This is a genomic window from Mesorhizobium sp. M0898, from assembly GCF_040319695.1.
In the GTDB taxonomy this organism is placed as follows: domain Bacteria; phylum Pseudomonadota; class Alphaproteobacteria; order Rhizobiales; family Rhizobiaceae; genus Mesorhizobium.
Genome location: NZ_JAMYOE010000030.1, coordinates 57,910 through 83,695, shown reverse-complemented (window position 1 = coordinate 83,695; position 25,786 = coordinate 57,910). Strand labels below are relative to the sequence as shown.

The following is a 25,786-nucleotide window of genomic DNA, read 5'->3' as shown; positions in this document are numbered from 1 at the left end:
TCGCCGGATCGTCGCCGGAATTCGCGTAAGCGGAAAACAGCGCCACCGCTTCCTTATGCGCCTGGGTCTGCATGTCGATATATTTCGATTGGAAGCTGTCCCCGCTGGCCTCCTTGAGTTGGTCGAGCAGCGCCTGGTGCTTGGTGTCCAGCGACGGGCCGGCTGGCGCGGTGGCCGAAGTCGTCTGACCCTTGCTGAGCGCCGCCTTGAAGTCCTCGCCGGCCTTGGTGTGGTCCGTGACCATTTGCGCCGCGAATGCCTTCACGTCGTCGGCAGTCGCCTGCGTCTGCGCAAGTCGGCTCGATTCGATTTCGAATGTATTGGCGATGGGCACGGTCTTGACGAACGTTGCGGTGTCAACCTTGCTCATGGTGTCGGTCGTTAGAGGCGTCAGCGTCGCCGATTGGGCAAAAGCAGCCAAAGGTGCGCCGGCCATCATCGCTGCCGCAGTGATGGATAGAAGGGTTTTCATGGGGGTTCTCCGAGGCTGATGTCATCCCTCCGCTGGCTCAACGCGCAAGCTGCGGCGAGGTTGCCTGGTCGTGGCGGCCACAGCTGCCGCCACGCCAAACAATGGTTTGGAAACGCAAAACAAAAGACGCCGGCTGCGTCCTGCAAAGTGCAACGCAAGCCACGAGATCGTACGGAATCGTACAAGCTCTTTCGCTTTGCGGCAGTCTTGCTATCGTTGGCTGGGAGAGAGATGGGTGGAGGCTTCCGTGGGGCAGATCAAGTCGCCGCTAGGAATCGGTATTGACACCGACGCTGCCGTTCATACCATCATGGCCGACTATCATTCCGGCGACATTCTCTCGACCACCGTCGTCATAGCCGATTTGCGCAAACGCTTTCCCCGGTTCCGGCAAACCGACGAGGAGCTGGTTGGCTTCATCGTTCGGGCGCTGGACGGTCGGGATATCGCGGTCAGCTTCGACCACCGCGGCCGCTAGGCTGATTTTACGGCAAAACCAGCCGGCCGCGGAGCTTATGCTCCGCGGCCTCGTCAGGCTGTGATGACCGGGCGCTTACTTGCCGCAGTGGTTGTCGTTCACCGTCGGCGCCATCGTGCCCGGAGCCTTGCCGGTCGCATCAGGCAGAGCCCCCTGCGGGCCCGGCGGGCAATTCCGGTCGGCATTCGAATTCGTCGTTGAGAAATCGCGAATGCTATTGGTGATGGTCGAATCCGTGCCGGTGTCAGGGCCGCCATTATCCGGGACTACGACCGTCCGCCCGCTACCGTCGGCAGCGGCTCCGGACGGGTCGCCGACGTTCTGGGCCATCGCTGACGTGGCCAGACCGATCGTAAGCGCCGAAGCTGCGAGAATTTTCGTGAGCATGATGCTTCTCCTTTTTACGAGGGTCGTCGCGTTGCGACTACGAAAACAACCGTTCGGGCGGGCGAAGGTTCCGACAAATTCCCCATGAAATTCAGCATGTTCTCAGGTGTTCAAGGTGGCCGCCATGCCATTCTCCGCGGGCACGCATCTGTGGACTTTTCTAACGGCACAGCCCGGCATTTTGCTCGCCGCATGAGCGTACGCCTTACCGCCCCGCCGGAACAGGAATGCTCCTTGCGAGTTCATACCTTTGTACAATGCGACGCGCTGATGCGAATGGCGGCAGCGCAAACAAGGAGAGCAGACATCATGGGCCTTGGAACCATTCTCATCATTATCTTGGTCCTTGCCTTGCTTGGCGGCTTCAGCGGCTTGGGCGGCGGACCGTTCTATGGCACCGGCTATTACGGTGGTGGCGGCCTCGGCCTCGTGCTGCTTATCGTCATTATCCTGGTCCTGCTTGGGCGCATTTAATGCATGTCGCGCAAAAGTGTGCAGCGGTTTTGTGATAGCGACATGCATAAAACAGGTACCTAAAGCGCATCGCATGAGGCCAGTCGAACGCGACGCGCCTTAGTGTCACGCTCGCGACAAAAACGCCTGCCGCTTGGCAACAAGCGCCGGGCGTTTTGGAGACAAGATTTCCAAGATCCTTGGCCAACCAGGATCCCTGGCTAAAAAGGGCGACCCGGTGCCGAACCTTTCGGCACCGAGGACACCACCATAGCAGCAGCTTAGTGCTGGCGATCGGCGGCCAGCGCTTCTTTCAGATCGGCGCTGAGCACACCCTCGTTGAACAGTGACATGATACGGGCGGCCAACCGCTCGCGGACAGGACTGTCGTCCGCAACACCCAACTCACGGCAGCAGTCGTCGAGCGCTTTTTTCAGCACGCTCAGTTCGGCTGGAGTTGCTGCACCTTGCATCGACATGCCATCCTCCCTTGAAAAAGGGCGAAAGCGCGAAGCGTCTTTCAAGCGTCCACTCGCCATGTCTCTGTGGACGACTCCAATTCAATTAGCGCCGCTCTCGTCCAAACTCAATGTACGGAAATTACCAAACAGACAGTTTGGGAACGACTGCCTTGCACCTGCATTGTTGCTGCGATCCAACCCACCCCTCATTTGGATCATTGGGCGTAGCCCACGACGCCCGAATGGAGCCCGTTGCATCCCTCGCGACGGGCTCTTTCGCGTCAGGTGACCTCAATTGTCGTTTTCGTACCAAACCGTCTTTGGTACGTTTCCAACTCTAACTTTCAGTCGGATGTTTTCGTAGGCAAGCGGCAGGAGAAACTGTCGTGCGTCGATTCATTTTTTTATTTAGTAGGCTCCATACCTTTCAGTGCTTATATGAGCGTTATCGTCCGCAGGTTATACCGGGCGCGGACGGCTGGGAGATAAAAAAGCTCTTGCCCTGTTTTGGGGCCAGCTATGTCTGATCCAGCAATTTCCAATAGAAATCTATACAGAAACAAGCTGTTGCGCCGGATGAGCGCCGGCGATTTCGCATCTCTCGAGCCGCACATCGAGCGCTGTTCACTGGAGTTACGGCAATCGCTCGAAGTGTCCGGATCGCCGATCGAGGCCATTTATTTCCTCGAGGACGGCATCGGTTCGGTGGTTGCGAAAATGCCGAACGGCAGCGATGCGGAAGTTGGCCTTGTCGGCTTGGAAGGTATGACCGGCTCGGCCCTGATAATGGGCGACGACCGTACGGTCCATGATTGCTATGTGCAGCTGGCGGGAGAAGCCGCCAGGATCGACGCCGAGCCGTTCAAGGCGGCGCTGACGCAAAGCCCGACGCTGCGGCTGTTCTTGCTGCGCTACGTGCAATATCTGCATGTCCAGACCGGCTATACCGCGCTGGTGAACGCGCGATCGAAACTTGAAGACCGGCTGGCGCGCTGGCTGCTCATGTGTGACGATCGGGTGGACGGCGGCCGGCTGACGATCACTCATGAATTCCTGTCAATCATGCTTGGCGTAAGGCGTCCGGGTGTCACGGTCGCGCTGCAGCTGCTCGAGGGGCGAGGGCTCATCCGGTCCCGCCGCGGCGAAATTATCATTCGCGATCGCGATGGTCTCGTCGCACTGGCGGATGGCGGCTACGGCCTGGCCGAGGCCGAATATACCCGCCTGGTCGAGCATATCGGCGAGCGCTGACGGCACTTTCCTCGCCGATTGCTGCCGCAGGTCGAGGCCCCTTGCGACACTACACGGCGGGTCGGAAAAATTTTCAAAGCTCCCGGACCGTCAGGGAACTTGTTTCCCGTCGGAGGGTTATGGGACGCCTCTACTTTGCGAGGCGGCACCAACCATTCGGGAGAGGATCATGGCGACCACGAAAAAGGCCGCGAAGGCGGCAAGCAAGGGCCTTGAGGATCTGTTCCTCGACGGGCTCAAAGACCTCTACTACGCCGAGAAGAAGATACTGAAAGCGCTGCCTAAAATGGCCAAGGGCGCGGAGTCGGAAGAAGTGACCGCCGCCTTCGAGAAACACCGCATGGAAACCGAAGGACATGTCGACCGCCTGGAGGAGGTGTTCGAGAAGTTCGGCAAGCCGGCCCGTGGCAAGACCTGCCCGGCGATTGACGGCATCATCGAAGAGGGCTCGGAAGTGCTCGAGGAGTATAACGGTGCTCCCGCGCTCGACGCCGGACTTGTCGGCGCGGCGCAGGCCGTCGAACATTACGAGATCGCTCGCTACGGCACTTTGATCGCGTGGGCGGAAGAACTTGGCAAGAGCGACGTTGTCGAGCTGCTCAGGGCAACTCTCAAGGAAGAGGTCGCGACCGACGAAGCGCTTTCCAAGCTCGGCGAAAGTGGTGTCAACGAACGCGCAATGCAAGAAGCCGCTTGATTTCAAAACCGCAACCGAGCCTCGGAAATGGTTGCCAAGGCTCGGTTGGCCGCGGCGAACCGGTGAATTCTGCATTGGTCCGTCCTGAACGGTAGGGCGGCATCTAGAGCCTTGAAGCGGTGCCTCGGAGCGGACTTACTCGATCTGATCGAACGTGCATTGCCGGGGCTCTTTGTCCGGCCGCCAGCGCAACAGCTTGGTTCCGTGCCGGAACCGGTCGCCTGTCACATGGTCGAAACGAACCTCGACCACCAGTTCAGGCTTTATCGGCTCCCATTGTCCGCTGCGCTCCGTGCTCCAGCGGCTTGGCCCGCCGGGCGCCTTGCCGGTGAAACCCGGTTTGGCCCGCAGTTTTTCCAGCCGCCTGGTCAGCGCCGCCCTGTCCTTGCCGATGGTCGAGGTGAACCCGACATGGTCCAGCCTGCCTTCGTTGTTGTAGAGGCCAAGCAGCAGAGATCCGACTTCGTTGCTGCCGGCGAGATAGCGAAAGCCGCCGACCACGCAATCCGCAGTGCGCAGCCGCTTGACCTTGACCATGGCGCGCTCGCCGGGCCGGTATGGCCCGGCGATCAGTTTTGCAACGACACCGTCGGTCGAGCCATGGCCGGCGCCTTGCAGCCAGCGCTCGGCGGCAGCGGCGTCGTGCGTGCATTTGGACAGGCGCAGTTCGGGCCGTGCCGCCGACGCGACAAAGGCCTCAATCGCCTGCCTCCTGGTGGTGAGAGGCTCTTCGGTGATGATCCCGCCGCCGGGTTCGGCCAGCATGTCGAACAGGACCAGCATGGCAGGCGTCTCGAGGCTCAACTTGCGGATCCTGCTTTCGGCGGGATGAAGGCGCATTTGCAGGGCCTCGAATGAAGTCGATCCGTCGACCTCGATGACGATCTCGCCGTCGACCACAAACTGTCGCGACCTCACATCGCGCAGCACCGCGACCAGTTCGGGAAAATAGCGGCCAAGCGGCTTGCCCGATTTTGCACGCAGATCGACGGCATCGTCGCCCTTGAACACGAGGCAGCGAAACCCGTCCCATTTCGGTTCGTACTGCCAAAGCCCGTCGCCGCCAGGAATTGCGTCGGCGGCTTTGGCTTCCATCGGACGAAGGTCGAGCGGCAACGGAAATGCGGTCATGGCTGGTCCGCGCCGCCGCTGAGGCATTCGCTACCGTCGCCGGCCATTCCCCTGTGCCCCGCCTTGCCGTCTCGACACCTTGCGGCCGGTTTGCTCGGGCGAAGGCGACAGCGGATCAACCTCGTCGGTCCCGCCGATCTCCTTGGTGATGCGATAGGCCAGATAAGCGACGGCTCCGGCAAGCAGCAAGCGGACCATGACTGCAAATCCTTCGTTGGTGTGAACCCACCAACCCGCAGGCCGAAGGTTTTGTTCCGCCGCTGCCCATCGCCGGGGTGAATCGTCGGCGGCGCAACCAAAATCCAAGCGCATCGTTTGTTGCTTATCGACGAAAAGAATTTGCGATGAAGACGCTCTTGCCCTTGTTCGCTTTGACCTTGGCGCTATTCCTGGCCAGCAGCGCTTGGCCTGACGGGTGAACGCGATGCTCCTCGTTGTTCCGGTCTGGCAGGACATCGCGGCACGACTGCTTCTGACCGCGCTCGCCGGCCTGTTGATAGGCCTCAACCGCGAGGCGCGCGGGCACGCGGCGGGGCTACGCACCACCGTGCTGGTCGGATTGGCCGCCGCCATCACAATGATCCAGGCCAGTATTCTGCTCGAGACCGTTGGCAAGCACCCGGATTCGTTTGCATCGATGGACGTCTTGCGCTTTCCGCTGGGCGTGTTGACCGGCGTCGGCTTTATCGGCGGTGGCGCCATTCTTCGCCGCGGCAATCTTGTCAGCGGCGTCACCACGGCGGCCACGTTGTGGGTGATGACGGCGATCGGATTGGCTTTCGGTGGTGGCCAATACGGCTTGGGCGCGGCCGGCACGGCGCTGACGCTGGCCACCTTGCTGGTCCTGAAATGGGTGGACCTTCGAATGTCGCGCGAACACCATGCCCAGTTGGCACTGACGTGGAAGGCCGCGGCTCGACAGGAGCTCGATGCGCTCATCGGGCCGCTTGGCTACCAGGCACGCCTCGTCGCAATAGAGAGGCGCCCAGATCTCAAGGACCCTGTTTTCTCGTTCGAGATCAGTTGGAGGCGGCCGGACACTGGCGCACCGCCAATGGATCTGCTGGCATCGGTGGGCGAGCATTGCGAGATCCAGAAGTTTGATCTCCTCAGCGAACCTGCCCGCTAGCTGGCGGCTTGCAACGATCGCGGCCTGAATCAGGCCATAGCTTCTCCACATCCCTTTCGATACCTATCTGTCGAGGCAGGACTCAAGGAGCAAGCAAAAGAGCGTGGCACAGCGATCGGGAAGTGCTGATCTTCCACTTCACGGCGGACGCGTGCCGAAATGGCTCGGCGACCGCATGACGCGGCTTGGCGCGGTCATGTGCGAGGCGATCATCCACCATTACGGCCGCGATGAGTTGCTGCGCCGGCTGGCGCATCCGTTCTGGTTCCAGTCCTTTGGCGCCGTAATGGGGATGGACTGGCACTCTTCCGGCATCACCACCAGCGTCGTCGGTGCCTTGAAGCGCGGTCTGTCGCCGCTTTCCGGCGAACTCGGCATCCACGTTTGCGGCGGCCGCGGCGCGCATTCGCGCAAGACCCCGCACGAGCTTGCCCTGATCGGCGAGCGTGTCGGCCTCGACGGGCAAGGCCTCGCGACTGCCAGCCGGCTTGTCGCCAAGGTGGACAGCGCCGCCGTCCAGGACGGTTTCGATCTCTATCTGCACGGCTTTATCGTCACCGACGACGGCAAGTGGGTGGTGGTGCAGCAGGGCATGAACGGCGACAGCAAGGTGGCGCGCCGCTATCACTGGCTGTCCGAAGGCCTGAAGAGCTTTGTCGACCAGCCGCATGCTGCCATCGAGGGCGCCAACCAGGGCGAGATCGTCAACCTGACCGACCGGCGCGCTGAAGCGTCGCGCCAGGGACAACTGGACCTTCTGCACGACCTTGGACCGGATCGCATCGTGAGGGAGCTTGCCGCTTTGGAGCGGGGTTCGGCGCCAGCGCCGGAGCCGGCACAAAAGCTGCTGCCGCATCTGGTGATGCCGGCGCACCACGATGTGCGCGAAAGCGATGTCGTCATGCGCCGCCTGCACGGCAACATCGCGGCGGCGGCCGAGCGCGGCCCGACAGATTTCGCCGGGCTTCTCCTGGTGCCCAATGTCGGCGCGCGCACGGTGCGGGCGCTGGCGCTGGTCGCCGAAGTCGTGCATGGCGCGCCGTGCCGTTTTTCCGATCCAGGCCGTTTCTCGCTGGCGCATGGCGGTAAGGACAGGCACCCGTTCCCCGTGCCGCTGAAGGTCTATGACGAGACCATCGGCGTACTGAAGTCGGCTGTCCAGAAGGCCAGGCTCGGCCGTGACGAAGAGATCGGCGCCTTGCGGCGGCTGGACGACCAGTCGAGGCAGGTCGAGCGCTATGTCACCGGCCCAAGCCTGAAGGAAATCGTCGCCGGGGAGTTCGAGCAATCGCATCTGCTCGGCGGCCGCAGCGTCTTCGGTTGGGAGGTCGTACCCGAAACGGCCGCAGTCAAATCAACGAAGTGATCGGCTCGGATCAAGCCTCCAAGTCGATCAGGGCGACGCCGAGTTCGGGACGGTGCCTGCGGCGCAGATGGCCAGGCGTCTCCACCAATGTGACCTCGAGCGTCGGCCGCACGATGCCGTCCAGCAGATGACCGCCCCTCGTGGTGCCGTCACTCAATCCAAGGACTGCGTGGACGTGCAAGCTGGGCCTGCCGTCGTCGCCGATGGCAACATCGCCGATCGCGCTCAGCACTTCGCACTGTTCCCGGACGGGGATTTTCCGATAGGTCTTTTCCCCGGGGTCGAACCAGCCGACAGTCGCCGTTTCGAAAGCACCGAGCGCGGTCAGCGACGCACTGCCAACGCCGTGGTCGACCGCAAACGCGGTCAGCTGCGCAAACGCCTCGTCGCCGGGATCAAGCACAACGACGAACGTTCTCTGTCCGGCGCTTTCGGCAACAAGCTGTGATTTCATGATTTCGCTCCAGCCGTCAGGAATTCAAATCCACCACACGAGCAATGCCAGCAAGACGAGGCCCACTAGGCCGGCGATGAAAATGATCCGGCGCGCCCGCGTCCGAAGGATGATCTCGCCCTGCCGCGCCTGTTCCGCTGAAAAGACAGGACCATCCTTGTCCCGGTCGTTGCTCATCCATCGTCTCCTTTCGGGCAATTATTCAGCATTGAATAGATCTGGCGCCCGATAGAACACAATCTCGTTTGGCTGATGAGGTTCCACGATGGACCATCGACGGTTGGAACCGACTGGGACTCGGCCGTCTGCCGAGGCGGGACGGAGATCGACCACGAGATGAACCAGCCGGCTTGGGATCGGCTGGGGCGCCGTTTGCATCTATTCCTTCGGCGCGGTCGCGGGCGCGGTATAGCGGCGGCGCACCGCGTCCAGGACGTGGTTGCGGCTCTCCTGCGCCGAAAGTGTGCCGTCTTTCTCCGCTTCGGCGGTTTCGCGCGCCAGTTCCTTGTCCCTGATCTGGTGGCGAAACCATTCGGAATAGTCGCCGGCGCGCAAATGATGTTCCCAGGTCCTGTCGTCGATGCCCTCGGCGATCTGGGCGAAAATCATCAGATTATGGGCGCGGAGGTTCATCGCATTGTCGGGACCGCGGAAATAGAAGCTGCCCTTCTCGTCCAGCTGGCCCTCGGCATATTTGCGGCTGTGGCGCTTGAGCGACTGTCGCGGTTCGATCGGCTCGACCATGGCAGGTTTCTTGCGCGCCTGCGGCCGCCAGAACAGCACGCGCTCGTCTTTTGGAGAGTTCAGGTCCTTGTCCTTTGGCGGTTCGGTGCCGGTCTCGTGACAGAACGTCTTGATGACCTTTTTCGCCTTGGGGCCGAGTGCGATGACGGCGGTGACCAGCCGCAATGCCTCGGTTGAGATCGCGTCCGGATGAACCGTGATCAGGATCGTGCCCGGCAATTCCATGGCCAGCACCATTGGCGTGTCGTCGCGCCGCTTCGGCAAGAGGTGATGCGCCTCGTCGATGATCAGCCAGTGTGGTCGTGCCGTGCGGAAGCGAACACCGCCAAGGCCCGGCAGCAGGTCGGCAAAGAAGTCCGGCCGCTCGTTAACGCGCAGCGCCAGGCCATTGACGACCAGATTGTTGTCCGGCTTCTCCAGGAGATCGAGCAACTGCGTCTTCGTCGGCGCGTTCGAGCCGTCGCCCAGCCGGACGGCGCCTTCGAGGCCGTCATAGTCGCCTTCCGGATCGAAGATGCAGAACTGGAACTTTCTCCCGACGAAGCGCTCCGTCAGTGCGGTCGCCAGGGTCGATTTGCCGATGCCGGAGCTGCCGGCGATCAGCACCGTATCGGTTGGCGACAGATACACCTCCTTGCCATCCTCCGAGCCAAGCAGAATGCCGTCGCGGTTCGGCACAAGCTCGCGATCGCGCTCGACCACCTTGGCGATCAGTTCCTCGACGCCTTTTCCGCGCGAGCCGCGTGTCACGAGATCCGCCGTATCCTTGACTGTCGGCAGTGCGTTGTCGACGGCCACGCTGAAGCCGCAGGCGCGCAGGAAGGCGTGGTCGTTTTCGGCGTCGCCGACACCGACGACGTTGTGCGGCGACAATCTGAGGTCCTGAAGCGCGGCTGTCAGCCCGGTCGCCTTGTTGATGCCGCTGGGCAGGATCATCACCGCGCCCTTGTTGAAGATGATTTCCAGCTCCAGCCCTAATTTCTTGATGACCTCGAGCGCGGTAGCCTGATGCGGTTCCCAGGTTGCGACGATCGAGCGTCCGACCGAAAGCGGTTTGACACCGCGTTTCCTGAGTTTGGCGATGAACTCGGGGGCGGGCGGCGGAGATATCGTCCGCTCCTCCTCGCTGGCCGGCGTGTAGATCAGCGCCCCGTTTTCCGCGACCACCTTGTCGAAGATCGCGACTTCGGGAAAGACGCGTTTCAGGTCGGGCAGCTCGCGCCCGGTGACGAGAATGAGTTTGCGGCCGCTCTTCTTGAAGCGTTCAAGCGCCGCAAGCGTCTTCTCGGCAACGACCCCTTCATGCGCCAGCGTGCCGTCATAATCAGTGGCCAGGGCAATGAAATACATGCCGTCAATAGCCGCCCACGATCGGCAATATCTCGCCGGTGATGTAGCTCGAGCAGTGCGGCGAGGCGAGGAACACGTAGGCCGGCGCGATCTCCTCCGGCTGGGCCGGCCGTTTCATCGGCGTGTCAGCGCCAAATTTCGAAACATCGCCGGCTTCCTTGTCCGAGGGGTTGAGCGGCGTCCAAACAGGGCCTGGCGCCACGGCGTTGACCCTTATGCCCTTCTCGACAAGGTTGCCCGAGAGCGCGCGGGTAAAGGCATGAATGCCGCCCTTGGTCATGGAGTAATCGACCAGTTGCTTCGAGCCCTCGATGCCGGTCACTGAACCGGTATTGATGATCGCCGAACCGGGTTTCATGTGCGGCACGGCCTCCTGCGCCATGTGGAAGTAGCCGTAGAGGTTGGTCTTCAGCGTCGTGTCGAAATGCTCCTCGGTCAGCTCGCTGAAATCGCTGGAATGGATCTGGAAAGCGGCGTTGTTGACCAGCACGTCGATCCGCCCAAACTCCTGCACGATCTCAGCCACCGCGTTGTGGCAGTGGTTGCGTTCGCTGACGTCGGCCTTGATCAGCATGCAGCGCCGGCCTTCCGCTTCGACGGCCCTTTTGGTATCTTTGGCGTCCCTATCCTCCGAGAGATAGACGATCGCCACATCGGCGCCTTCACGTGCATAGAGCACGGCCACCGCACGGCCGATGCCTGAATCGCCGCCGGTAATGACGGCCACTTTGCCGTCGAGCTTTTTCGATCCGATATAAAATGGCGCATCGTAAAGCGGCGCCGGCTCGATCGCCCATTCATGGCCCGGCTTCGGCTGGTGCTGCTCGGGGAAGGGCGGCTCGGGATATTTGCGGGCGCCGGCCTGCATGGCGCCTTTTTGCTTGCCATTGGATTTGGACTTGTCCTTCTCGTCGATACGGCGCTGGATGTGCCGCTGCTTGGCGGCCTCGCCGGCGATTTCCGATTTCATCTGCATGGTCATCTCCCTGGCTTGAAACCCAACAACGCATGTCCGGCGAAAAGGTTTATGCGACCACGTCATTCCTTGAGCCCGGCGACACGCTCCAGCAGCGGCCGTTGCAGCAGCGGCAGATAGCCGACGGCGCTGAAGGCCGCGTTCCTGACGCCTTGCATGATGCCGTTGTCCGATTGGGCCAGCGAGAGGATGCGCTCGCTGAGCGTGATCCACCGTTGCCCCACCGGGTGGCGTTCGCTTGTGTAGCCGGCAAGCGTGCCGTCGACGAAACGCCTGGCGAATGACGCGGCGTCCTCGATGCCGAGATTCATGCCGCGCGCGCCCAGCGGCGAATGCACATGCGCGGCATCGCCTCCCAGGAAGACGCATGCGGTTTGATAGCGCGGCGCCTGTCGTACCGGAATATGGAAGCGGTCGGCCCGCAACAACCGCGTGATCCGGTAATTGCCGGGGATGCGCGCCAACGCATCCTCGCTGTTTGAAACCGCGCGATAGCGCTTCTCGCCGATCGGGATGATAAAACCGACGTCGCCGTTCCTGTGAAGAAATGCGTGGGCGGCCATCGGCTCATAGGGCCAATCGTCGATGTCGGCGTCGGCAATGCTCCATTGCCGCCGATGCGTGTAGCTATCGAAGCCGATGCCCATGGCATCACGCACCGTGCTTTGCGCACCGTCGGCTCCGAAGACAAGGTCGAAACTTGCCTTGTCACGGCCGTCTGGCGCCTCGATCCGCACCTCGGCCCGGCCTTTGTGCTCGACCATGCCGACAAATGTGCTTCGCCATTCGACGTCGATGCCAAATCCCTTGAGCGTATCGGTCATCAGCGATTCGGTGTCGCGCTGCGGCAGCGACAGCAGAAAATTATGGCGGTGGGGCAGGATCGAGAAATCGATCTCGCCGAGCGCTCGTCCTTCGAAGTAGAAACGGGCTCGGCGAATTTTCAATCCTTCGGCGAGCAATCGGGCAGCGACTTTGGACGGTTCAAGGATGTCGAGGCTGTGCGAACTGATGCCGACCGCCTTGGCGAGCGGCGTCGGGCCTTCCTTGCGGTCGATGATGCGAGGTGCAATGCCGCGCCTTGCCAGTTCGACTGCCGCCGTCAGCCCGGTCGGGCCGGCGCCGACGATCAGGATGGAAGCGTCCCGCGAAGCCGTCATCGTCAGGCGTCAGCTTTTTGGCAGTGCGTAGGCAATGATGTCGTCGCCGATCCTGGTCTCCATGAAATGGTGGCCGCCGGGTGCAAGGGTCGCCAGCCAGGTCAGGACATAAAGCCATACACCGGCGGCATTGCCGGCAAGCAGCAGGCTGCCGGCGGCCAGCAGGGCGATCCCGGCGGGCAGATAGTACCAGGATCCGCCCAGCGCGATCAGCCGGGCACCGCCCCCTCCGATCAGCAGGCCGAGGATCGTCAGCAGCGCGCCGACGAACATCGTCCACCAGAAGGCAACGCCGGACCGGCGGCGAATGGGATGGGGGTGGGGGATGATCATGATGCTTATCCGGGTGAAACAGAACGTGACCTCATCCGAACGTATGGAGGGTTCGATGGTTTCCGGTCAGCCTGACCTGATGGGCCAGGGCGAGGTAACCATTCTGTGATCTCCGCTGCCCCAGCCGGAACTTACCCACGCAGCCGCAGTTAGGGGTTTTGGGGGGTGAATACGGTTTGCTGGATGCGAAATCGGCGAGGGGATGCCGCAGGTCTTTTCAAGGAGTGCCAACGGCATTTCACGCTTCGCTCTGTGGGGCGCGTGTTTCATGGCGATCTTTGCGGCTCTCGGCGGTACCGCCGTCTTGCGTTCGGACTTCCTCACCGGCGTTGGCCGGCCGTTGGCGCAACCAGTGCCGTTCAGCCACAGGCACCATGTCGGCGAGCTCGGCCTCGACTGCCGTTATTGCCATAGCGGCGTCGAGACTGCGTCATCGGCGGGTCTGCCGGCGACCGAGGTGTGCATGACCTGCCATTCGCAGCTGTTCACCAACGCGGACATGCTGGCGCCGATACGGGCAAGCCTTGCTTCCGGGCAGCCATTGCAGTGGCAGCGGGTGAACAGTGTCCCCGACTTCGTCTATTTCAATCATTCGATCCATATCGCTAAAGGCGTCGCCTGCGAGACGTGCCATGGCGAGGTCGACGACATGATCGGACAATAGGCCGAAGCGGCGCACCTCGTGATGCCTTGCCTGCGCTCGGACCGGCCTCATACGGCCCGCTTTTGCCCGGCCGCCAGCGTAGAAATCTTTTGGCCGTGGCCGTTGAGTTGCCGGGCCTCGTCCTCGGCTGCGTCTTCAAGCTTGGCGACGAGCAGGTCCTTGAGGTCGCCGACCTCTTCCTCGATGTCTTCGATGGGTACGCCGGCATCGGCAGCCTCTTCCTTGCATTCCCTGGCGAGGATTTCCGCCTCCCTTTCAAGCTTGATCGGAGGCGGCGGCACATGAACGTTTTCGTGGATCCAGTCCTGCAAGAATTCTATCGCACTATCACTCATGGCGCTCACCTATAGCGGCAACCTGTAGTGCACATTAACGTACGTGCTGCAAAATGGATGCTTGGCAACGCCGGATTTCGAATAGCGATACTTGACGATAGCGTGATCGCAGTAGGGGATAGAGCTTCTGCAGCCAAATGGATTATCGGCGTCGCGGAAATGCGGCTAGCCAGACAGTCGGAGCGGGATCATTCTGCCCTTAGGACGTATTGCGCCGCCGCGCCGGTGCTGCTCGATTAGGATCGCCTGACGGCCGAACAGCGTCATCCGCAGCAGCCGGTCGTGCCGGCCACTCGGCGGCGCGGTCGGCGCGCATTTTGCGTTTATGCGCCATCCAGAACGGCAAGAGCTCAGCAAGAAAACTGTATATCGTGGTCTTCATCGGCATGCTCCGGACACGGGTTACAACTCGTGATCCCCGAGTTCCGTTCCGACAAAGAGTTCCGTTCCGACAAATCCGTCGCTTCTACAATTGCGATTCGATCGGCAGGCACCCGACCAGCGCTGCAACGATGCGCCGATAGAGACTGGCCTCCGGTTCACGCGAATATTGCCGCATCTCGCCATCCGCCATGCCGAGCCACCGCAAGGCGCCTTTGTCCAGGACCAGCTGATAGCTCGTCTGCGGTGACTTTTCGTGCTCGAACAGCCGGCGCAACTCCATCACCAGATTGGTATCATGGAAAAGCACGCCCATTTCCGCATTCAACGACACCGAACGCGGATCGAAATTGAAGGAGCCGACAAACCCGAGCGTATCGTCGACCGTGAAGGCCTTGGTGTGGAGGCTGGCTCCCTTTGAACCGAAAACGGAAATGTTGGCCTGGCGGTCGAAGGGCTGCAATTCGAAAAGCTGGATACCTTTTTTAAGCAGCTTGCGGCGGCATTTGGCATAGGCGCCGTGCACGGCGGCGACGTCCGTCGCGGCGAGCGAGTTGGTCAGGATTGCAACCTTGACGCCACGATCCACCAGCTTCGACAGGATGGCCAACCCGGTGCGGCTGGGGATGAAATAGGGCGAGATAATTTCGAGGCGCTGCCTGGTCGCCGCGATAGCGGGAAGCAGCTCTTTGGTCAGCCAGTTCCTGCGCCGCTTGCCGCGCACCTTTTCCGGCGGATCGGAAATGACGCGAACGCCTTTCGTCCAGCAGACGTCGCTCTGCGCTGCAATGAACTCCGTGATCGTGCGCCAGGCACTGAGGCTGTTCAAAAGCTGGCCGTCTGCGGTCGCATCGAGATTGTCGAGGAAATCGGCGCGCGAGCCCACCGCAGCCGGGTTGAGCAGCTGGATCGGCTTTGCCGCCTCGCAATTCCAGAACGCCTCGAATATCTGCATCGTCTGCCCTACGGCAGGACCGAGAAGCAACAGGTCGAGATCGCGAAAATTCGTCTCCGCAGCGTCGAAATAGGCATCGCCGATATTTCTTCCGCCGACGATGGCCAAGCCCTCATCGGCGATCCAGGCCTTGTTGTGCATGCGGCGGGTCATCGCAAACAGCCGGGCGACCATCTCCAGCGAGCGAAAGATGCTGCCGTTCCTCATGCCGCTGGGGTTGAACAGCCTCAGCTCGATGTTCTTGTAGCTGTTGAGCGCCAGGTAAGCAGCGTCGCTGTTGCGCGGATTGATATCGTCCAGCAGCATGCGGACGCGGACACCGCGCTCCGCCGCCTTGACGACCTCCTGCATCAGCAGCCGGCCGCTATGGTCGTCGTGCCAGAGATAGTACATCAGGTCGAGGCTGCTTGTGGCACTGCGCGCAGCAAGGATTCGCGCGGCAAACGCGTCATAATTGTCGGCGATCAGCAGCAGCCCGCTATTGCCGGCAGCGATCTTGTCCCGGGCAAACCGCGAGATGGCTGTATCCATGAAGTGCACCGATAAACATCAGCGAAGCAAACCGTCTGAAATCTGACTAACAACCCTTCAGGTTCATTCTGGTTGCAGCCGCGGCTGCCGTATCGCGTCCAGGTTCAGCCGGGCCTTGATCGGCAGATGATCGGAAGCCCGCTGCGCCAGCGGCGTCTTGTGCACCTCGATGCTGGAAATCAGGTGCGGCGGCCTGGCCAGGATGCGGTCGAGCGCAAACAGCGGAAAGCGCGACGGAAAGCTCGGCAGAACCGCATCGATCGGACCGAAATGCGGCAGCAGGGCCAGCAGCGAAGACCTGTTGCGGACGCGCCATTCGTTGAGGTCGCCGAGCAGGATTGTTGGCCGCAGAACCGGGTGCGTGGCTTCGACAAGTGCGTTGACTTGCTGCGAGCGCGAGCGCCGCAGCAAGCCGAAATGCGCGGCTATGATCCTGAGCGAGACGCCCTTCAGCTCCAGGTCCGCGATGACCGCGCCGCGCGGCTCGAGGCCGGGCAGCCGGATCTGGTTCACGCTTTCGACCACGCCGCGCCGCGCCAGGATCAGATTTCCGTGCCAGCCATGGCTGCGGCGGTTTTCCGGGACATGGGTGGGGACGAGGTCGCTGTCCCGCTCGAGCGCCGCGAGATCCAGCAATCCCTGCCTGCTTCCGGTTCTTTCGTCGGCCTCCTGCAAAGCAACGATGTCGGCGTCGAGTTCCTTGACCACGGCCGCGACCCGCTCCGGATCGAACCTGCCATCGGTGCCGACGCATTTGTGCACATTGTAGGATGCGACCGTGGTGCACGAAATTTCATTGCCGGGTGCCGTAAACCGCGGCACTTCCCTTCGCAGCGCAGCGCCAAGCGACCTTGGAAGGGTAGGCGATCGATCCAGCATGTTATCCATTTGCTGTTGAGTCGGTGAGTGGCGGCCATTGCGATTATGGCGCGTGCGGAGGTCTGAAACAACGACGACCTTGCAGAACCGTTCCACCACCCGGGCTCGGCGCGCCGGCGGTCTGGAACCCTGACGGGCAACAACACGTTTCGGAAAAGCAGCGCAGTCAACGGAGAAGTCGAATGCAGTCCTTAGCCGCAGATTCCGCCCCCCGCCCAGGCCCGCTCAGGATTGTCCCGTTCGATGGAACCGTGACCGTCCGGTTCTCCGATGCCATTATTGCGTCGAGCGAGCGGGCAAAGCTGCTCTATGAAGACGGCCATGATCCTGTTTTCTACATACCCTTCGAGGACATCTATTTCGACCTTCTGGAGAAGACGAACACGACGAGCCACAGCCCGCTGAAGGGCACGGCAAGCTATTGGCGGGTTCATGCGGTCGGTTCGTCGGCAGAAGACTTCATGTGGGCCTACGAGACGCCCGACACCCCGGCATTGGCGATCGCCCGCCACGGTGCGTTCGATCCCGGCAGGGCGCGGATCGACGCCGATCCCGCGGAAGACAAGCGACACACGCCGCACGTCACCGAGTAGACCCACATCGGCGACAGCCGCCAGCGGTCCGTCAGCTCGCGAACTCTTCTCTGAGGATGCGCAAGCCGTCTTCGTATTTCGCCGTCGAGGCCCCGATCTGCCGTGCCTGCGATAGATTGTCGGCAAGATCGGCGCGCTTGACAGGCAACGCCAGCGGGTTGGCCGCAGCCCTGCGAACGAACGCGGCATCGTCCTCGTTCGGCAGCCGCGTCATGGCGTCGACGGCGGACACGATGGACGGCCCGAACCCGGCCGCCTCAAGCCGGTCGCGGTTCCAGCCGTCGCTTTTTTCGATGACGTCGTGAAGATAGGCGATAGCTTTCTGGTCGAGCGTTTCGACGGCATCGACGACCCGGCGGCAATGTTCGATATAAGGCCGCCCTGTCCTGTCCGTCTGCCCGGCATGAGCCTGTTCGGCGATTTTCGCTGCGCGATAAAGCACGCTCATTGGGTCGACCCCGTAACGAACAGCGCATGTCCTGGCGCACCAACGCGCCATCGTCGGTGCGAGTTCCTACGCGCCGCGGGACCCTGCTGCCTCACTTGCGAGCGGCGGGCGCGACGCGTCAGGACACGCGTTCAAAACTGTCGAGGCTGGTTCCAAAGGCGCGCCAGGCGGGCAGTTTCCTGGCTCGGGCCGGGGCACCTTCCTTTTCCGCCGACAAAGCGGCATCCGCAACGGTGTGCCACAGCATCTCCAGCTTCCCGTTCCTGAGGATGCCGGTATAGCTCACCGCCGCGGCTCCGACCCGCCCTTCGGCCGCGCAGGTGAAGCCGATGACGTCTCCATGGCAGGCTCCGAACAGCGGCAACGTCATGCCGAAAAAGGCGCTGTCCTCCAGCGCCGTCCTGAAGGTTCCGCTGATCCGTCCGCCCTCTTCGCTGGTCAGTTCGACCACCGACCCGTACTGGTTTTGCCAGGTGCCCAGCCAACTCATCGCTGCTCCTCCTGATTGCTACCAAAGGGATTGCGTTGCCAGACGGCCGCCAAGCCGCGGCCGGTGTAGCGGCCTTCAATCAGCCGCGATGCCAGCCGTCGACATCTGCACGAAGCGTAGCGGCGCTTCCAGCGTCCAGCTGATGCCGTGCCTGGCGAATTCCAGGCGGCCGGTGCCGCTGAGCGCCTGCGGCGTGACGCGTTTGAGCACAACCGTTCCGAACCCGCGTCGCGTGTTTTCATCCACCAATGGCCCGTCCAGTTCCCGCCAGACAAAGCGGAAGCCATCGCTGCCGTCGGCGGCTGGCGTCACGGTCCATTCGACCTCGACCCGTCCGTCATGGTGCGACAGCGCTCCGTGCTTTACCGAATTCGTGGCCAGTTCGTGAAAGGCAATGCCGAGATATTGCACGGCGTTCGGCTGCAGCATGATCATCGGCCCGCTCACCGACAGCCGGGCCTGTGTCGCGAAGGCCTTGGTCTGGGCATGGATCAATTCGCCGATGGTCGCGCCACGCCATTCCGCATCGACCAGGAGGTCGTGCGATTCCGAAAGCGCCATGATGCGTTCCCGGACCCGTGAAAGGAAGGCCTCTGGCGTCCCCGCCAGCTTGCTGGTCTCGCGGATCATCGAGACGATCACCGAATACTGGTTTTTAACGCGATGGTTGACTTCGCGCATGAGTGTGCGGATGCGCCGTTCGCTTTCCTTGTGGGGGCTGATGTCGCGCGCGATCTTGGAGGCGCCGATGATACGCCCGATGCCGTCGCGTATCGGCGAGATGGTGAGCGAAACCGGAACCAGGGTGCCGTCCTTGCGCTGCCGGATAGTCTCGTATGAAGGAATCCGTTCGCCGGCGCGAATGCGGCTGATGATCATGGCTTCCTCATCCAGGTGGTCGGGCGGGATGAGGATCGTCACCGGGCGCCCGATCGCCTCGGCGGGCGTATAGCCGAACAGGCGTTGTGCCGCGTCGTTCCAGCTGGTGATAATGCCGTTCAGGTCTTTGGACACGATGGCATCCATCGAGGATTCGACGATGGCGGCGAGCCTTATGCCGGCGTCGTCGGCCAGCGTCTGCATGCGCAGGTCGAGAAGGGTGTTGATGGCACCGACAACCTCGCCGGCTTCATTGCGAAGCAGGACCGGATGCGCACTGAACGGGATGAACTGGCCGTCCGGCCGCTCGGCGATGGCTCGGCCCCCACGAACGTCCCGCTCCTCGAGCAAGGCAACGGCCATTGGACACTCGTCATGCGTCATCGGTCGCCCGTCGAGGTGGCGAAGCTTCCATGACCCGCACCAGCGATCCTGGCCGATAACCGGACGATATTCCCAAAGATCGGCAGCGGCCTCGTTGAAGAAGGTGATGTAGCCCTGTCTGTCGGTGGTGTAGACAGCCACAGGCAACGCCTGCATCAGATCGGCGGAAGAAACTTGCGGGATTCCGCCAGTCCTTAGTTCAACGACGTCCACCAGTCCCCCGCTCCGCTTGGATTGCCGACGGATTGCTACGTCATCTAAATGCGCGCGAGCGTTTTCGGTTCCGTTCGATCTGCTTTCGGACATTCAGGCCGATTTGCGTTTCGCCGCCGCCCTCAGACTTTTGTTCGGAGCCTTGCCGCCCTCCTGCGCCAGGCTCTTGCGCAGAACATCGGCGAGATTGACGACGTTCGTCCTCGGCTCGGGTGCCGGCTTGGGCGGTTTCTTGCCCTTGCGCTTGGCGTCGATCATCGCAACCAGCGCCTGTTCATAAGTGTCTTCGAACTTCGACGGGTCGAATTTGGCCGGCTTCTTGTCGATCAGCAGTTGCGCGATTTCCAGCATCTCGGGATCGACCTTGCGAGCCTTCAGCCCTTCGAACACCGCGTCCGCCGCGACCACTTCATTGTGGTTGCGTAGTTCCGTCATTACCATGCCCTTGCCAAGCGGCTGGATCAGCACCTCTCGGCCACGCTGGTACAGCACGACGCAGGAGCGGGCTGCCACTTTCTTCCTGGCCATGGCGTCCCGGATCACCGCGAAAGCCTCCGTGGAGGGCGCGTCGGCCGGAACCAGATAATAGGGTTTTTCGAGGTAGCGTGCGTCGATTTCGGCGGCGGGCACGAACTCGCCGATCTCGAGCGTATGCTGCGATACCATCTTCAGTTTCTTGATTTCGTCCGGCTCTATATGGATGAACTCGCCCTTTTCGACCTCATAGCCTTTTACCTGCTCCGCCGCCTCGACCGTGTCGCCGGTCTCCTCGTCGATATAAGCGCTCTTGACCGGGAGACCGTCCTTGCGGTTCAGGATCCTGAAATGCACTTTCTCGGCCTCGCTGACGGCGCCGATGATCTTGACGCCACAGGAAACCGATCCGACTTTCATAAAGCCCTTCCAGGCAGCTCGCGGCGTCGCCATGTCGATCACTCATTTGTCGAACGGACGGAACGGCTGCGAGCCGAAATCGTTCCGCCATGGCACGCTGTTCCATATGCCGGCCCGGACGTTCGTTTCAGTTTCGTCAGGGGAATAGCGGGATGGCCCAACGCAGCGCAGGATTGCTCATCTTTCGCCGAAGGGAAGGACATCTCCAGGTCTTGCTGGTGCATCCGGGCGGACCATTCTGGGCGAAGAAGGACGACGGCGCATGGTCGATCCCGAAGGGCTTGGTCGACGAGAACGAGGACGACCTGGCGGCAGCAAAACGCGAGGCCGAAGAGGAGCTAGGCGTCGCCATCGATGGCGTTTTCGAACACCTTGGCAGCTACAGGCAGCCGGGCGGCAAGCTCGTCATCGCATGGTGCGTCGAGGCGGATTTCGACAGCGACGCCATCAACAGCAACACCTTCGTCATGGAATGGCCGCCAAGGTCCGGCTCGATGAAGGAATTTGCCGAAGTCGACAGAGCGGGCTGGTTCTCCCTGCCTGAAGCCAACCTCAAGATCCTGAAAGGCCAGCGCGCCATGCTGGCGGAGTTTGCCGGTCGGCATGGCGACGGATGAATTTGTTTCAGCCCAGTTCTTAAGGGCAGTGCTCGGGCTTGCTCCCGCTCTGCTTTAAGCGCGTTGCGGCCGCAGCGTGCGCAACGTGATCGAATAGCGGTGCTCGGCAACCGGCGGAATGCTGTGCTCCCATTCGTTGCGCGCAGCACCCGTCATCAGATAGGCCGATCTTGGATCGACGGTGACCGTCTTGCGGTCCCATCGCGTGCCGTTTTTCCGGCGCAGGCGGAAGCTGCAGGCGGCCAGCAGCGAAACGCCGGCGACCGCCTCGAAATGAGGCTTGTCGCGGTGCCAGCCGATACCGGCGCCCGGCCGGTACTCGTTGATCAGCACCTGCACGAAGGTTTCGGCGGGCAAGCGGGCAAAGGCTGCAACCTTTTCCCTGAGCGGCAGCAGAAAGCCGGGTATCGGCGGTGCCTCGACGACTTCGCCCCGGTCGTAATCATAACGCTGCCCAAAACCGACCACCCGCCGGTTTGCCAGATGGCCATAGAAGTCGAAGGGCTGAAAAGGCAGGGTTGCGAGCTGGCTCGCCAACGCTGCCTCCTCGTCCGGCGTGATCAGTTCGGGCTGGTAGCGGAATCCTTCCGGCAGGTCGTCGGCGGCGGCAAAGAGATCGCCCTGGCGGGCTGCAGCCGATGTCTTGAGCGGTGGCATCAACCGTATTTGGTGAAGCCGGCCCGTAGCGGCAAGGCTACTTCGGCAGGAAGGAACCTCGCTCTCCGTGCAGGGTTATTCACACGACGGCGTGGATTGGACCTGTTGAGAATGCCTTCAACTGCGATCAGAAGCATCGATTACCAGCCGGCGACGAGGGTACTCTCCGTATGGTTCGTCCCGAGCGGAAACCGCTATGATTACGAGGACGTGCCGCCGCAGGTCCACGCGGCATTCCGCAAAGCCTCGTCGAAGGGCCGGTTCTTCAACGCGCATATTCGCGACCGGTACAAATACCATCTGGTCGAGCAGAGCCATTCGAGCTGAGCCGAGGCCATCCGCCTCAGCCGGGCCCCTCCATCACCTTGCGCGTGTGGCGGGCGATGACACCTTCTTCGTCGGTTGCGACGACGCGGACTTCGACCTTGCTGTCCGTCTGGTTCATGAGCGCTTCATGGGATTTGTTGGCGGCCTCGTCGATCGCCACGCCGAGCCAGCCAAGCCTGCCGCAAATCGCTTTGCGGGCCGGGGCCGAGTGCTCGCCGATGCCGCCGGTGAACACCAGGCATTCCAGCCCACCCAGCGTGTTGGCGAGGGCGGCAACTTCCCTGCCGGCGCGGAAGGCGAAAAGCTCCACCGCTTCGCGCGCCCGGCGGTCGTCGCTGGCCTCCAGCGTGCGCATGTCGCCGGAAATGCCGGACACGCCGAGCAGGCCGGATTCCTCATAGAGCATGTCTTGCAGCGCCTCTCCCGAAACACCTCGTTCCAGCAGCAGGTACAAAAGCACGCCGGGGTCGATGGCGCCGCAGCGTGTGCCCATGACCAGGCCGTCAAGCGCCGAAAAGCCCATCGTCGTATCGACGCTTCGCCCGTCGCGCATGGCGCACAGGCTCGCCCCGTTGCCGAGATGGGCGACGATGGTTCTTTTCGCCGCCAGATCGGGCGATATCTGCTTGAGCCGGCCGGCAACATATTCGTAGGAAAGCCCGTGAAAGCCGTAGCGGTGGATGCCGTCCGCCTCATAGCGGCGCGGCAGCGCAAAACGGCTGACCAGAGGCTCGATGGTCCGATGGAAGGCCGTGTCGAAGCATCCGACCTGCGGCAGGTCGGGCCGCAGCGCGGCAAGCGCCCGGATTGGTGCGAGGCTGCGTGGCTGGTGCAATGGCGCAAGCGGGGTCAGCCTGTCGAGAGCCTCGATAATTGTCGGCGTCAGGCGGACAGGTTCGACGAACACGCGTCCGCCATGGACGATGCGGTGGCCGGCGGCGATCAGTTTCCTTCCGCCAAGTTCGTTCTCGATCCACTGCAGCATCTGGCCGATGCCCATGTCGCCTGATGCGTCCGCGGCAAGTGGCCGATCGCACTGCAGCTCCCCATCGGCGGCTTTCGCGGTCAGTCTTGGCGCATCGCCCAGATCCAGCGAACCGCGCGAGGCAAGATCCGGCTCGGCGGACGCTGCAAGGTCGTAAAGTCCGAACTTGATGCTGGACGAGCCGGCATTCAACGCAAGGATCGATCGTCGCATCAATCGCCGGCCCTCGTCGCGCCGTCCTGCGGCCAGGACCATTTCTGGATCTCGGGCATGTCCTCGCCATGTTCGCGGACATAGGTCGTGTGCTCAGCCAATTTCCCGTGCAACGCCGCGGCAAGATCCTTCGCCCGCTCGGCCAGCCCCGGCACGCGCGCGATCGCGGCGAGTGCCAGATGATAGCGGTCGAGCTGGTTGAGCACCACCATATCGAACGGCGTCGTCGTCGTGCCTTCCTCGCGAAAGCCGTGCACATGCATGTTGTCGTGATTGGCGCGCCGGTAGGTCAGACGGTGAATGAGATAGGGGTAGCCGTGATAGGCGAAGATGACCGGCTTGGCCCTGGTGAACAGTGCGTCGAATCTGTCGTCGGCAAAGCCATGCGGATGCTCGGAATTCGACTGCAAGATCATCAGGTCGACGACATTGACGACGCGGATCTTCAGGTCTGGAATGCCCGAGCGCAGGATGTCGGCTGCGGCAAGCGTCTCCAGTGTCGGCACGTCGCCGGCGCAAGCCAGGACCACATCCGGTTCTTCGCCCTTGGCAACCGTCCCGGCCCATTCCCAGATGCCGGCACCGGCCTGGCAGTGCACTTCCGCGTCCTCGGCCGACAGCCATTGCGGCGCCGGCTGCTTGCCGGCGACGATGACGTTGATGCGGTTGTAAGTTTTCAGGCAATGGTCGGTGATCCACAGCAGCGTGTTGGCGTCGGGCGGGAAATAGAGCCTGACCGTGTCGGCCTTCTTGTTGGCGACGAAATCGGCAAAGCCCGGGTCCTGATGGCTGAAGCCGTTATGATCCTGCCGCCAGACATGCGAGGTCAGCAGGTAGTTGAGTGAGGCGATCGGCTTGCGCCAGGCAAGCTCGCCGGAGGTCTTCAGCCATTTGGCATGTTGGTTGACCATGGAATCGACGATGTGGACGAACGCCTCATAGCACGAGAACAGGCCATGGCGGCCGGTCAGCAGATAGCCCTCCAGCCAGCCTTGGCAAAGATGCTCGCTGAGCACTTCCATGACGCGACCGTCACGGGAAAGATGGACGTCGTAGGGCTCGATCCGCTCCATCCAGACCCGGTCCGTAACCTCGAACACGTCGTCGAGGCGGTTGGAGGACGTCTCGTCCGGTCCCATCAGCCGGAAATTCCTGGCATCGGCGTTCAAGCGGATCACGTCGCGAAGATAGCTTCCCACGGTCCGCGTCGCCTCTCCGACAGCGCCGCCGGGACGCTGTACGTCGAGCGCCAGGCCTCTCCACTCGGGCAGCACCAGGTCCTGTTTCAGCAGGCCGCCATTGGCGTAGGGGATTGCGCCCATGCGTCTTGACCCTGTGGGCGCCAGCGCCGCGAGCTCCGCCAGGAGATGGCCGCCTTTGTCGAACAGTTTTTCCGGCTCGTAACTGCGCATCCAGTCTTCCAGGATCTGGCGGTGCGCCGCATCGCCGCGTGCATTCGACACCGGCACTTGGTGCGAACGCCAGAAATCCTCGACTCGTCTGCCGTCGACCTCTTTCGGCCCGGTCCAGCCCTTTGGGCTGCGCAGCACGATCATCGGCCACAGCGGCCGGTCTCCCTTCCAGCCCGCGGCTCGTGCCGGCTCCTGGATGGAGTGGACCCGGTCGAGCACCGTATCGAGCGTGCGGGCCATCTCGCGATGCATCGCGGCAGGTTCATGACCTTCGACAAAAAAGGTTTCGTAGCCATAGCCGAGGAACAGGCTGCGCAACGCCTCGTCTTCCATGCGGCCGAGGATCGTCGGGTTGGCGATCTTGTAGCCGTTGAGATGCAGGATCGGCAGGACGGCACCATCGGATGCCGGGTTCAGGAACTTGTTGGAATGCCAGGCCGCGGCGAGCGGGCCGGTCTCGGCTTCGCCGTCGCCGACGACGCAGGCAACGACAAGGTTCGGATTGTCGAAGGCGGCGCCGAAGGCATGGACCAGCGCATAGCCGAGTTCTCCGCCTTCGTGGATCGAGCCGGGCGTCTCCGGAGCGGCGTGGCTCGGCACTCCGCCGGGAAACGAGAACTGCCGGAACAGCTTTCGCAGGCCGTCTTCGTCCCCGCCGACCTCGGGATAGATTTCGCTGTAGGTGCCCTCGAGCCAGGTGTTCGCGACCATTGCCGGGCCGCCGTGACCCGGACCGCAGATGAACAGGACATCGAGACCACGTTCACGGATGATCCGGTTCAGATGCACATAGATGAAATTGAGGCCGGGCGTCGTGCCCCAATGACCGAGCAGCCGCGGCTTGATGTGCTCGGGCCGCAAGGGCTCGCGCAAGAGCGGATTGTCGAGCAGATAGATCTGGCCAACCGAGATGTAGTTCGCGGCGCGCCAGTAGCGGTCCATCAGATCGATCTGGTCAAGGCCGGTCGTATGCGCAGCGGTGCGGGCCTCGTCGTTCATGGAAATGCCTCCGGAATACCCTCGTCCGTCGTTATCTGGAGTGGCGTCGCGTCGGAGAAAGGATTTGCCTCGAAATAAGTTTGGGCGG

At 62.2% G+C, this 25,786-nt stretch carries 30 protein-coding genes and 1 pseudogene; 10 read left to right on the top strand and 21 right to left on the bottom strand.

What is annotated here, in order from left to right; translation table 11 throughout:
• The coding region (locus NKH90_RS25280; RefSeq protein ID WP_352821627.1) for a DUF4142 domain-containing protein at window positions 1-472 on the bottom strand (472 nt) is incomplete at its 3' end.
• 247 nt (window positions 473-719) lie between these two features.
• Here NKH90_RS25280 and NKH90_RS25275 point away from each other — a divergent pair.
• Window positions 720-950 carry a hypothetical protein gene (locus tag NKH90_RS25275; protein ID WP_352821626.1) on the top strand — a complete coding sequence of 77 codons (231 nt, stop codon included), beginning with the start codon at window positions 720-722 and terminating at the stop codon, window positions 948-950.
• Window positions 951-1,025: 75 nt separating this feature from the next.
• Here the strand turns inward: NKH90_RS25275 and NKH90_RS25270 are convergent, their stop codons facing one another.
• Complete coding sequence (locus NKH90_RS25270; RefSeq protein WP_023720549.1) at window positions 1,026-1,337, bottom strand: hypothetical protein; 312 nt, start codon at window positions 1,335-1,337, stop codon at window positions 1,026-1,028.
• Window positions 1,338-1,646: 309 nt separating this feature from the next.
• Here NKH90_RS25270 and NKH90_RS25265 point away from each other — a divergent pair, with 309 nt between their 5' ends.
• Window positions 1,647-1,811, top strand: coding sequence for a DUF3309 family protein (locus NKH90_RS25265; RefSeq protein WP_023677107.1), 165 nt, complete (start codon window positions 1,647-1,649; stop codon window positions 1,809-1,811).
• Window positions 1,812-2,071: 260 nt separating this feature from the next.
• Here the strand turns inward: NKH90_RS25265 and NKH90_RS25260 are convergent, their stop codons facing one another.
• Window positions 2,072-2,269 (bottom strand): hypothetical protein, encoded by a 198-nt coding sequence (locus NKH90_RS25260; protein WP_292655400.1) that lies wholly within the window; start codon window positions 2,267-2,269, stop codon window positions 2,072-2,074.
• Between the two features lie 558 nt (window positions 2,270-2,827).
• Here NKH90_RS25260 and NKH90_RS25255 point away from each other — a divergent pair.
• The gene (locus NKH90_RS25255) at window positions 2,828-3,502 is read left to right on the top strand and encodes a Crp/Fnr family transcriptional regulator (protein WP_502894902.1); all 675 of its coding nucleotides are present in this window, start codon (window positions 2,828-2,830) and stop codon (window positions 3,500-3,502) included.
• 169 nt (window positions 3,503-3,671) lie between these two features.
• Window positions 3,672-4,199, top strand: coding sequence for a YciE/YciF ferroxidase family protein (locus tag NKH90_RS25250; protein WP_023677104.1), 528 nt, complete (start codon window positions 3,672-3,674; stop codon window positions 4,197-4,199).
• A 135-nt stretch (window positions 4,200-4,334) separates the two neighbouring features.
• Here the strand turns inward: NKH90_RS25250 and NKH90_RS25245 are convergent, their stop codons facing one another.
• Window positions 4,335-5,330 carry an ATP-dependent DNA ligase gene (locus NKH90_RS25245; RefSeq protein WP_352821624.1) on the bottom strand — a complete coding sequence of 332 codons (996 nt, stop codon included), beginning with the start codon at window positions 5,328-5,330 and terminating at the stop codon, window positions 4,335-4,337.
• Between the two features lie 30 nt (window positions 5,331-5,360).
• Complete coding sequence (locus tag NKH90_RS25240; protein ID WP_352821621.1) at window positions 5,361-5,528, bottom strand: hypothetical protein; 168 nt, start codon at window positions 5,526-5,528, stop codon at window positions 5,361-5,363.
• Window positions 5,529-5,754: 226 nt separating this feature from the next.
• Here NKH90_RS25240 and NKH90_RS25235 point away from each other — a divergent pair, with 226 nt between their 5' ends.
• Window positions 5,755-6,459 (top strand): MgtC/SapB family protein, encoded by a 705-nt coding sequence (locus NKH90_RS25235; RefSeq protein WP_031194456.1) that lies wholly within the window; start codon window positions 5,755-5,757, stop codon window positions 6,457-6,459.
• Window positions 6,460-6,562: 103 nt separating this feature from the next.
• The gene (locus NKH90_RS25230; protein WP_352449581.1) at window positions 6,563-7,825 is read left to right on the top strand and encodes a DUF763 domain-containing protein; all 1,263 of its coding nucleotides are present in this window, start codon (window positions 6,563-6,565) and stop codon (window positions 7,823-7,825) included.
• Window positions 7,826-7,835: 10 nt separating this feature from the next.
• On the opposite strand, the gene NKH90_RS25225 is transcribed toward NKH90_RS25230, so the two are convergent.
• The 6 genes from NKH90_RS25225 to NKH90_RS25200 form a co-directional block, all read right to left on the bottom strand.
• Window positions 7,836-8,279 (bottom strand): PPC domain-containing DNA-binding protein, encoded by a 444-nt coding sequence (locus NKH90_RS25225; RefSeq protein WP_352449580.1) that lies wholly within the window; start codon window positions 8,277-8,279, stop codon window positions 7,836-7,838.
• A gap of 24 nt (window positions 8,280-8,303) precedes the next feature.
• Window positions 8,304-8,456, bottom strand: a complete 153-nt coding sequence (locus NKH90_RS25220; RefSeq protein ID WP_352457805.1) for a peptide ABC transporter permease — start codon at window positions 8,454-8,456, stop codon at window positions 8,304-8,306.
• Window positions 8,457-8,657: 201 nt separating this feature from the next.
• On the bottom strand, window positions 8,658-10,373 hold the full coding sequence (locus NKH90_RS25215) for an HAD family hydrolase (RefSeq protein WP_352821617.1): 1,716 nt from the start codon (window positions 10,371-10,373) through the stop codon (window positions 8,658-8,660).
• A 4-nt stretch (window positions 10,374-10,377) separates the two neighbouring features.
• Window positions 10,378-11,349 carry an SDR family oxidoreductase gene (locus NKH90_RS25210; protein ID WP_352457807.1) on the bottom strand — a complete coding sequence of 324 codons (972 nt, stop codon included), beginning with the start codon at window positions 11,347-11,349 and terminating at the stop codon, window positions 10,378-10,380.
• Between the two features lie 62 nt (window positions 11,350-11,411).
• Window positions 11,412-12,509, bottom strand: coding sequence for an FAD-dependent oxidoreductase (locus NKH90_RS25205; RefSeq protein ID WP_352821615.1), 1,098 nt, complete (start codon window positions 12,507-12,509; stop codon window positions 11,412-11,414).
• A 9-nt stretch (window positions 12,510-12,518) separates the two neighbouring features.
• Window positions 12,519-12,842, bottom strand: coding sequence for a hypothetical protein (locus NKH90_RS25200; RefSeq protein WP_352821612.1), 324 nt, complete (start codon window positions 12,840-12,842; stop codon window positions 12,519-12,521).
• Window positions 12,843-13,044: 202 nt separating this feature from the next.
• On the opposite strand from NKH90_RS25200, the pseudogene NKH90_RS25195 reads away from it, so the two are divergent.
• Window positions 13,045-13,494 (top strand): annotated as a pseudogene (locus NKH90_RS25195) (cytochrome c3 family protein); the annotation flags it as partial.
• Between the two features lie 59 nt (window positions 13,495-13,553).
• On the opposite strand, the gene NKH90_RS25190 reads toward NKH90_RS25195, so the two are convergent.
• The 3 genes from NKH90_RS25190 to NKH90_RS25180 all read right to left on the bottom strand — a co-directional run bounded on the left by NKH90_RS25190 (window position 13,554) and on the right by NKH90_RS25180 (window position 16,587).
• Window positions 13,554-13,841: a hypothetical protein gene (locus tag NKH90_RS25190; RefSeq protein ID WP_352449563.1), complete on the bottom strand. Its 288-nt coding sequence runs from the start codon at window positions 13,839-13,841 to the stop codon at window positions 13,554-13,556.
• A 466-nt stretch (window positions 13,842-14,307) separates the two neighbouring features.
• The gene (locus NKH90_RS25185; protein ID WP_352539864.1) at window positions 14,308-15,708 is read right to left on the bottom strand and encodes a phospholipase D family protein; all 1,401 of its coding nucleotides are present in this window, start codon (window positions 15,706-15,708) and stop codon (window positions 14,308-14,310) included.
• A 63-nt stretch (window positions 15,709-15,771) separates the two neighbouring features.
• Window positions 15,772-16,587 carry an endonuclease/exonuclease/phosphatase family protein gene (locus NKH90_RS25180; protein ID WP_502895706.1) on the bottom strand — a complete coding sequence of 272 codons (816 nt, stop codon included), beginning with the start codon at window positions 16,585-16,587 and terminating at the stop codon, window positions 15,772-15,774.
• Between the two features lie 182 nt (window positions 16,588-16,769).
• Here NKH90_RS25180 and NKH90_RS25175 point away from each other — a divergent pair, with 182 nt between their 5' ends.
• On the top strand, window positions 16,770-17,180 hold the full coding sequence (locus NKH90_RS25175; protein ID WP_502898877.1) for a DUF427 domain-containing protein: 411 nt from the start codon (window positions 16,770-16,772) through the stop codon (window positions 17,178-17,180).
• Between the two features lie 31 nt (window positions 17,181-17,211).
• Here the strand turns inward: NKH90_RS25175 and NKH90_RS25170 are convergent, their stop codons facing one another.
• The 4 genes from NKH90_RS25170 to ku form a co-directional block, all read right to left on the bottom strand.
• Window positions 17,212-17,628, bottom strand: a complete 417-nt coding sequence (locus tag NKH90_RS25170) for an HD domain-containing protein (protein WP_352771078.1) — start codon at window positions 17,626-17,628, stop codon at window positions 17,212-17,214.
• Between the two features lie 118 nt (window positions 17,629-17,746).
• Entirely contained in the window at window positions 17,747-18,118 is a 372-nt protein-coding gene (locus tag NKH90_RS25165) for an avidin/streptavidin family protein (RefSeq protein ID WP_352771079.1), read from the bottom strand.
• 75 nt (window positions 18,119-18,193) lie between these two features.
• A complete protein-coding gene (locus tag NKH90_RS25160) occupies window positions 18,194-19,537 on the bottom strand; it encodes a PAS domain-containing HWE histidine kinase family protein (RefSeq protein ID WP_352771152.1) in 1,344 nt (447 codons plus the stop codon).
• A gap of 150 nt (window positions 19,538-19,687) precedes the next feature.
• Window positions 19,688-20,521, bottom strand: coding sequence for a non-homologous end joining protein Ku (gene ku / locus NKH90_RS25155; protein WP_352771081.1), 834 nt, complete (start codon window positions 20,519-20,521; stop codon window positions 19,688-19,690).
• A 119-nt stretch (window positions 20,522-20,640) separates the two neighbouring features.
• Between ku and NKH90_RS25150 the strand changes: the two genes are divergently transcribed.
• Complete coding sequence (locus NKH90_RS25150; protein WP_352501155.1) at window positions 20,641-21,105, top strand: NUDIX hydrolase; 465 nt, start codon at window positions 20,641-20,643, stop codon at window positions 21,103-21,105.
• Between the two features lie 54 nt (window positions 21,106-21,159).
• Here the strand turns inward: NKH90_RS25150 and NKH90_RS25145 are convergent, their stop codons facing one another.
• Window positions 21,160-21,762: an alpha-ketoglutarate-dependent dioxygenase AlkB gene (locus NKH90_RS25145; RefSeq protein WP_352473056.1), complete on the bottom strand. Its 603-nt coding sequence runs from the start codon at window positions 21,760-21,762 to the stop codon at window positions 21,160-21,162.
• Window positions 21,763-21,873: 111 nt separating this feature from the next.
• On the opposite strand from NKH90_RS25145, the gene NKH90_RS25140 reads away from it, so the two are divergent.
• Window positions 21,874-22,089 carry a KTSC domain-containing protein gene (locus NKH90_RS25140; protein WP_352473055.1) on the top strand — a complete coding sequence of 72 codons (216 nt, stop codon included), beginning with the start codon at window positions 21,874-21,876 and terminating at the stop codon, window positions 22,087-22,089.
• A gap of 16 nt (window positions 22,090-22,105) precedes the next feature.
• On the opposite strand, the gene NKH90_RS25135 is transcribed toward NKH90_RS25140, so the two are convergent.
• Both NKH90_RS25135 and NKH90_RS25130 read right to left on the bottom strand, forming a co-directional pair.
• Window positions 22,106-23,287, bottom strand: coding sequence for an acetate/propionate family kinase (locus NKH90_RS25135; RefSeq protein WP_352473054.1), 1,182 nt, complete (start codon window positions 23,285-23,287; stop codon window positions 22,106-22,108).
• Window positions 23,287-25,698 carry a phosphoketolase family protein gene (locus tag NKH90_RS25130; RefSeq protein WP_352821609.1) on the bottom strand — a complete coding sequence of 804 codons (2,412 nt, stop codon included), beginning with the start codon at window positions 25,696-25,698 and terminating at the stop codon, window positions 23,287-23,289. The genes NKH90_RS25135 and NKH90_RS25130 overlap by 1 nt, the downstream gene beginning before the upstream one ends.
• Window positions 25,699-25,786: the final 88 nt, after the last annotated feature.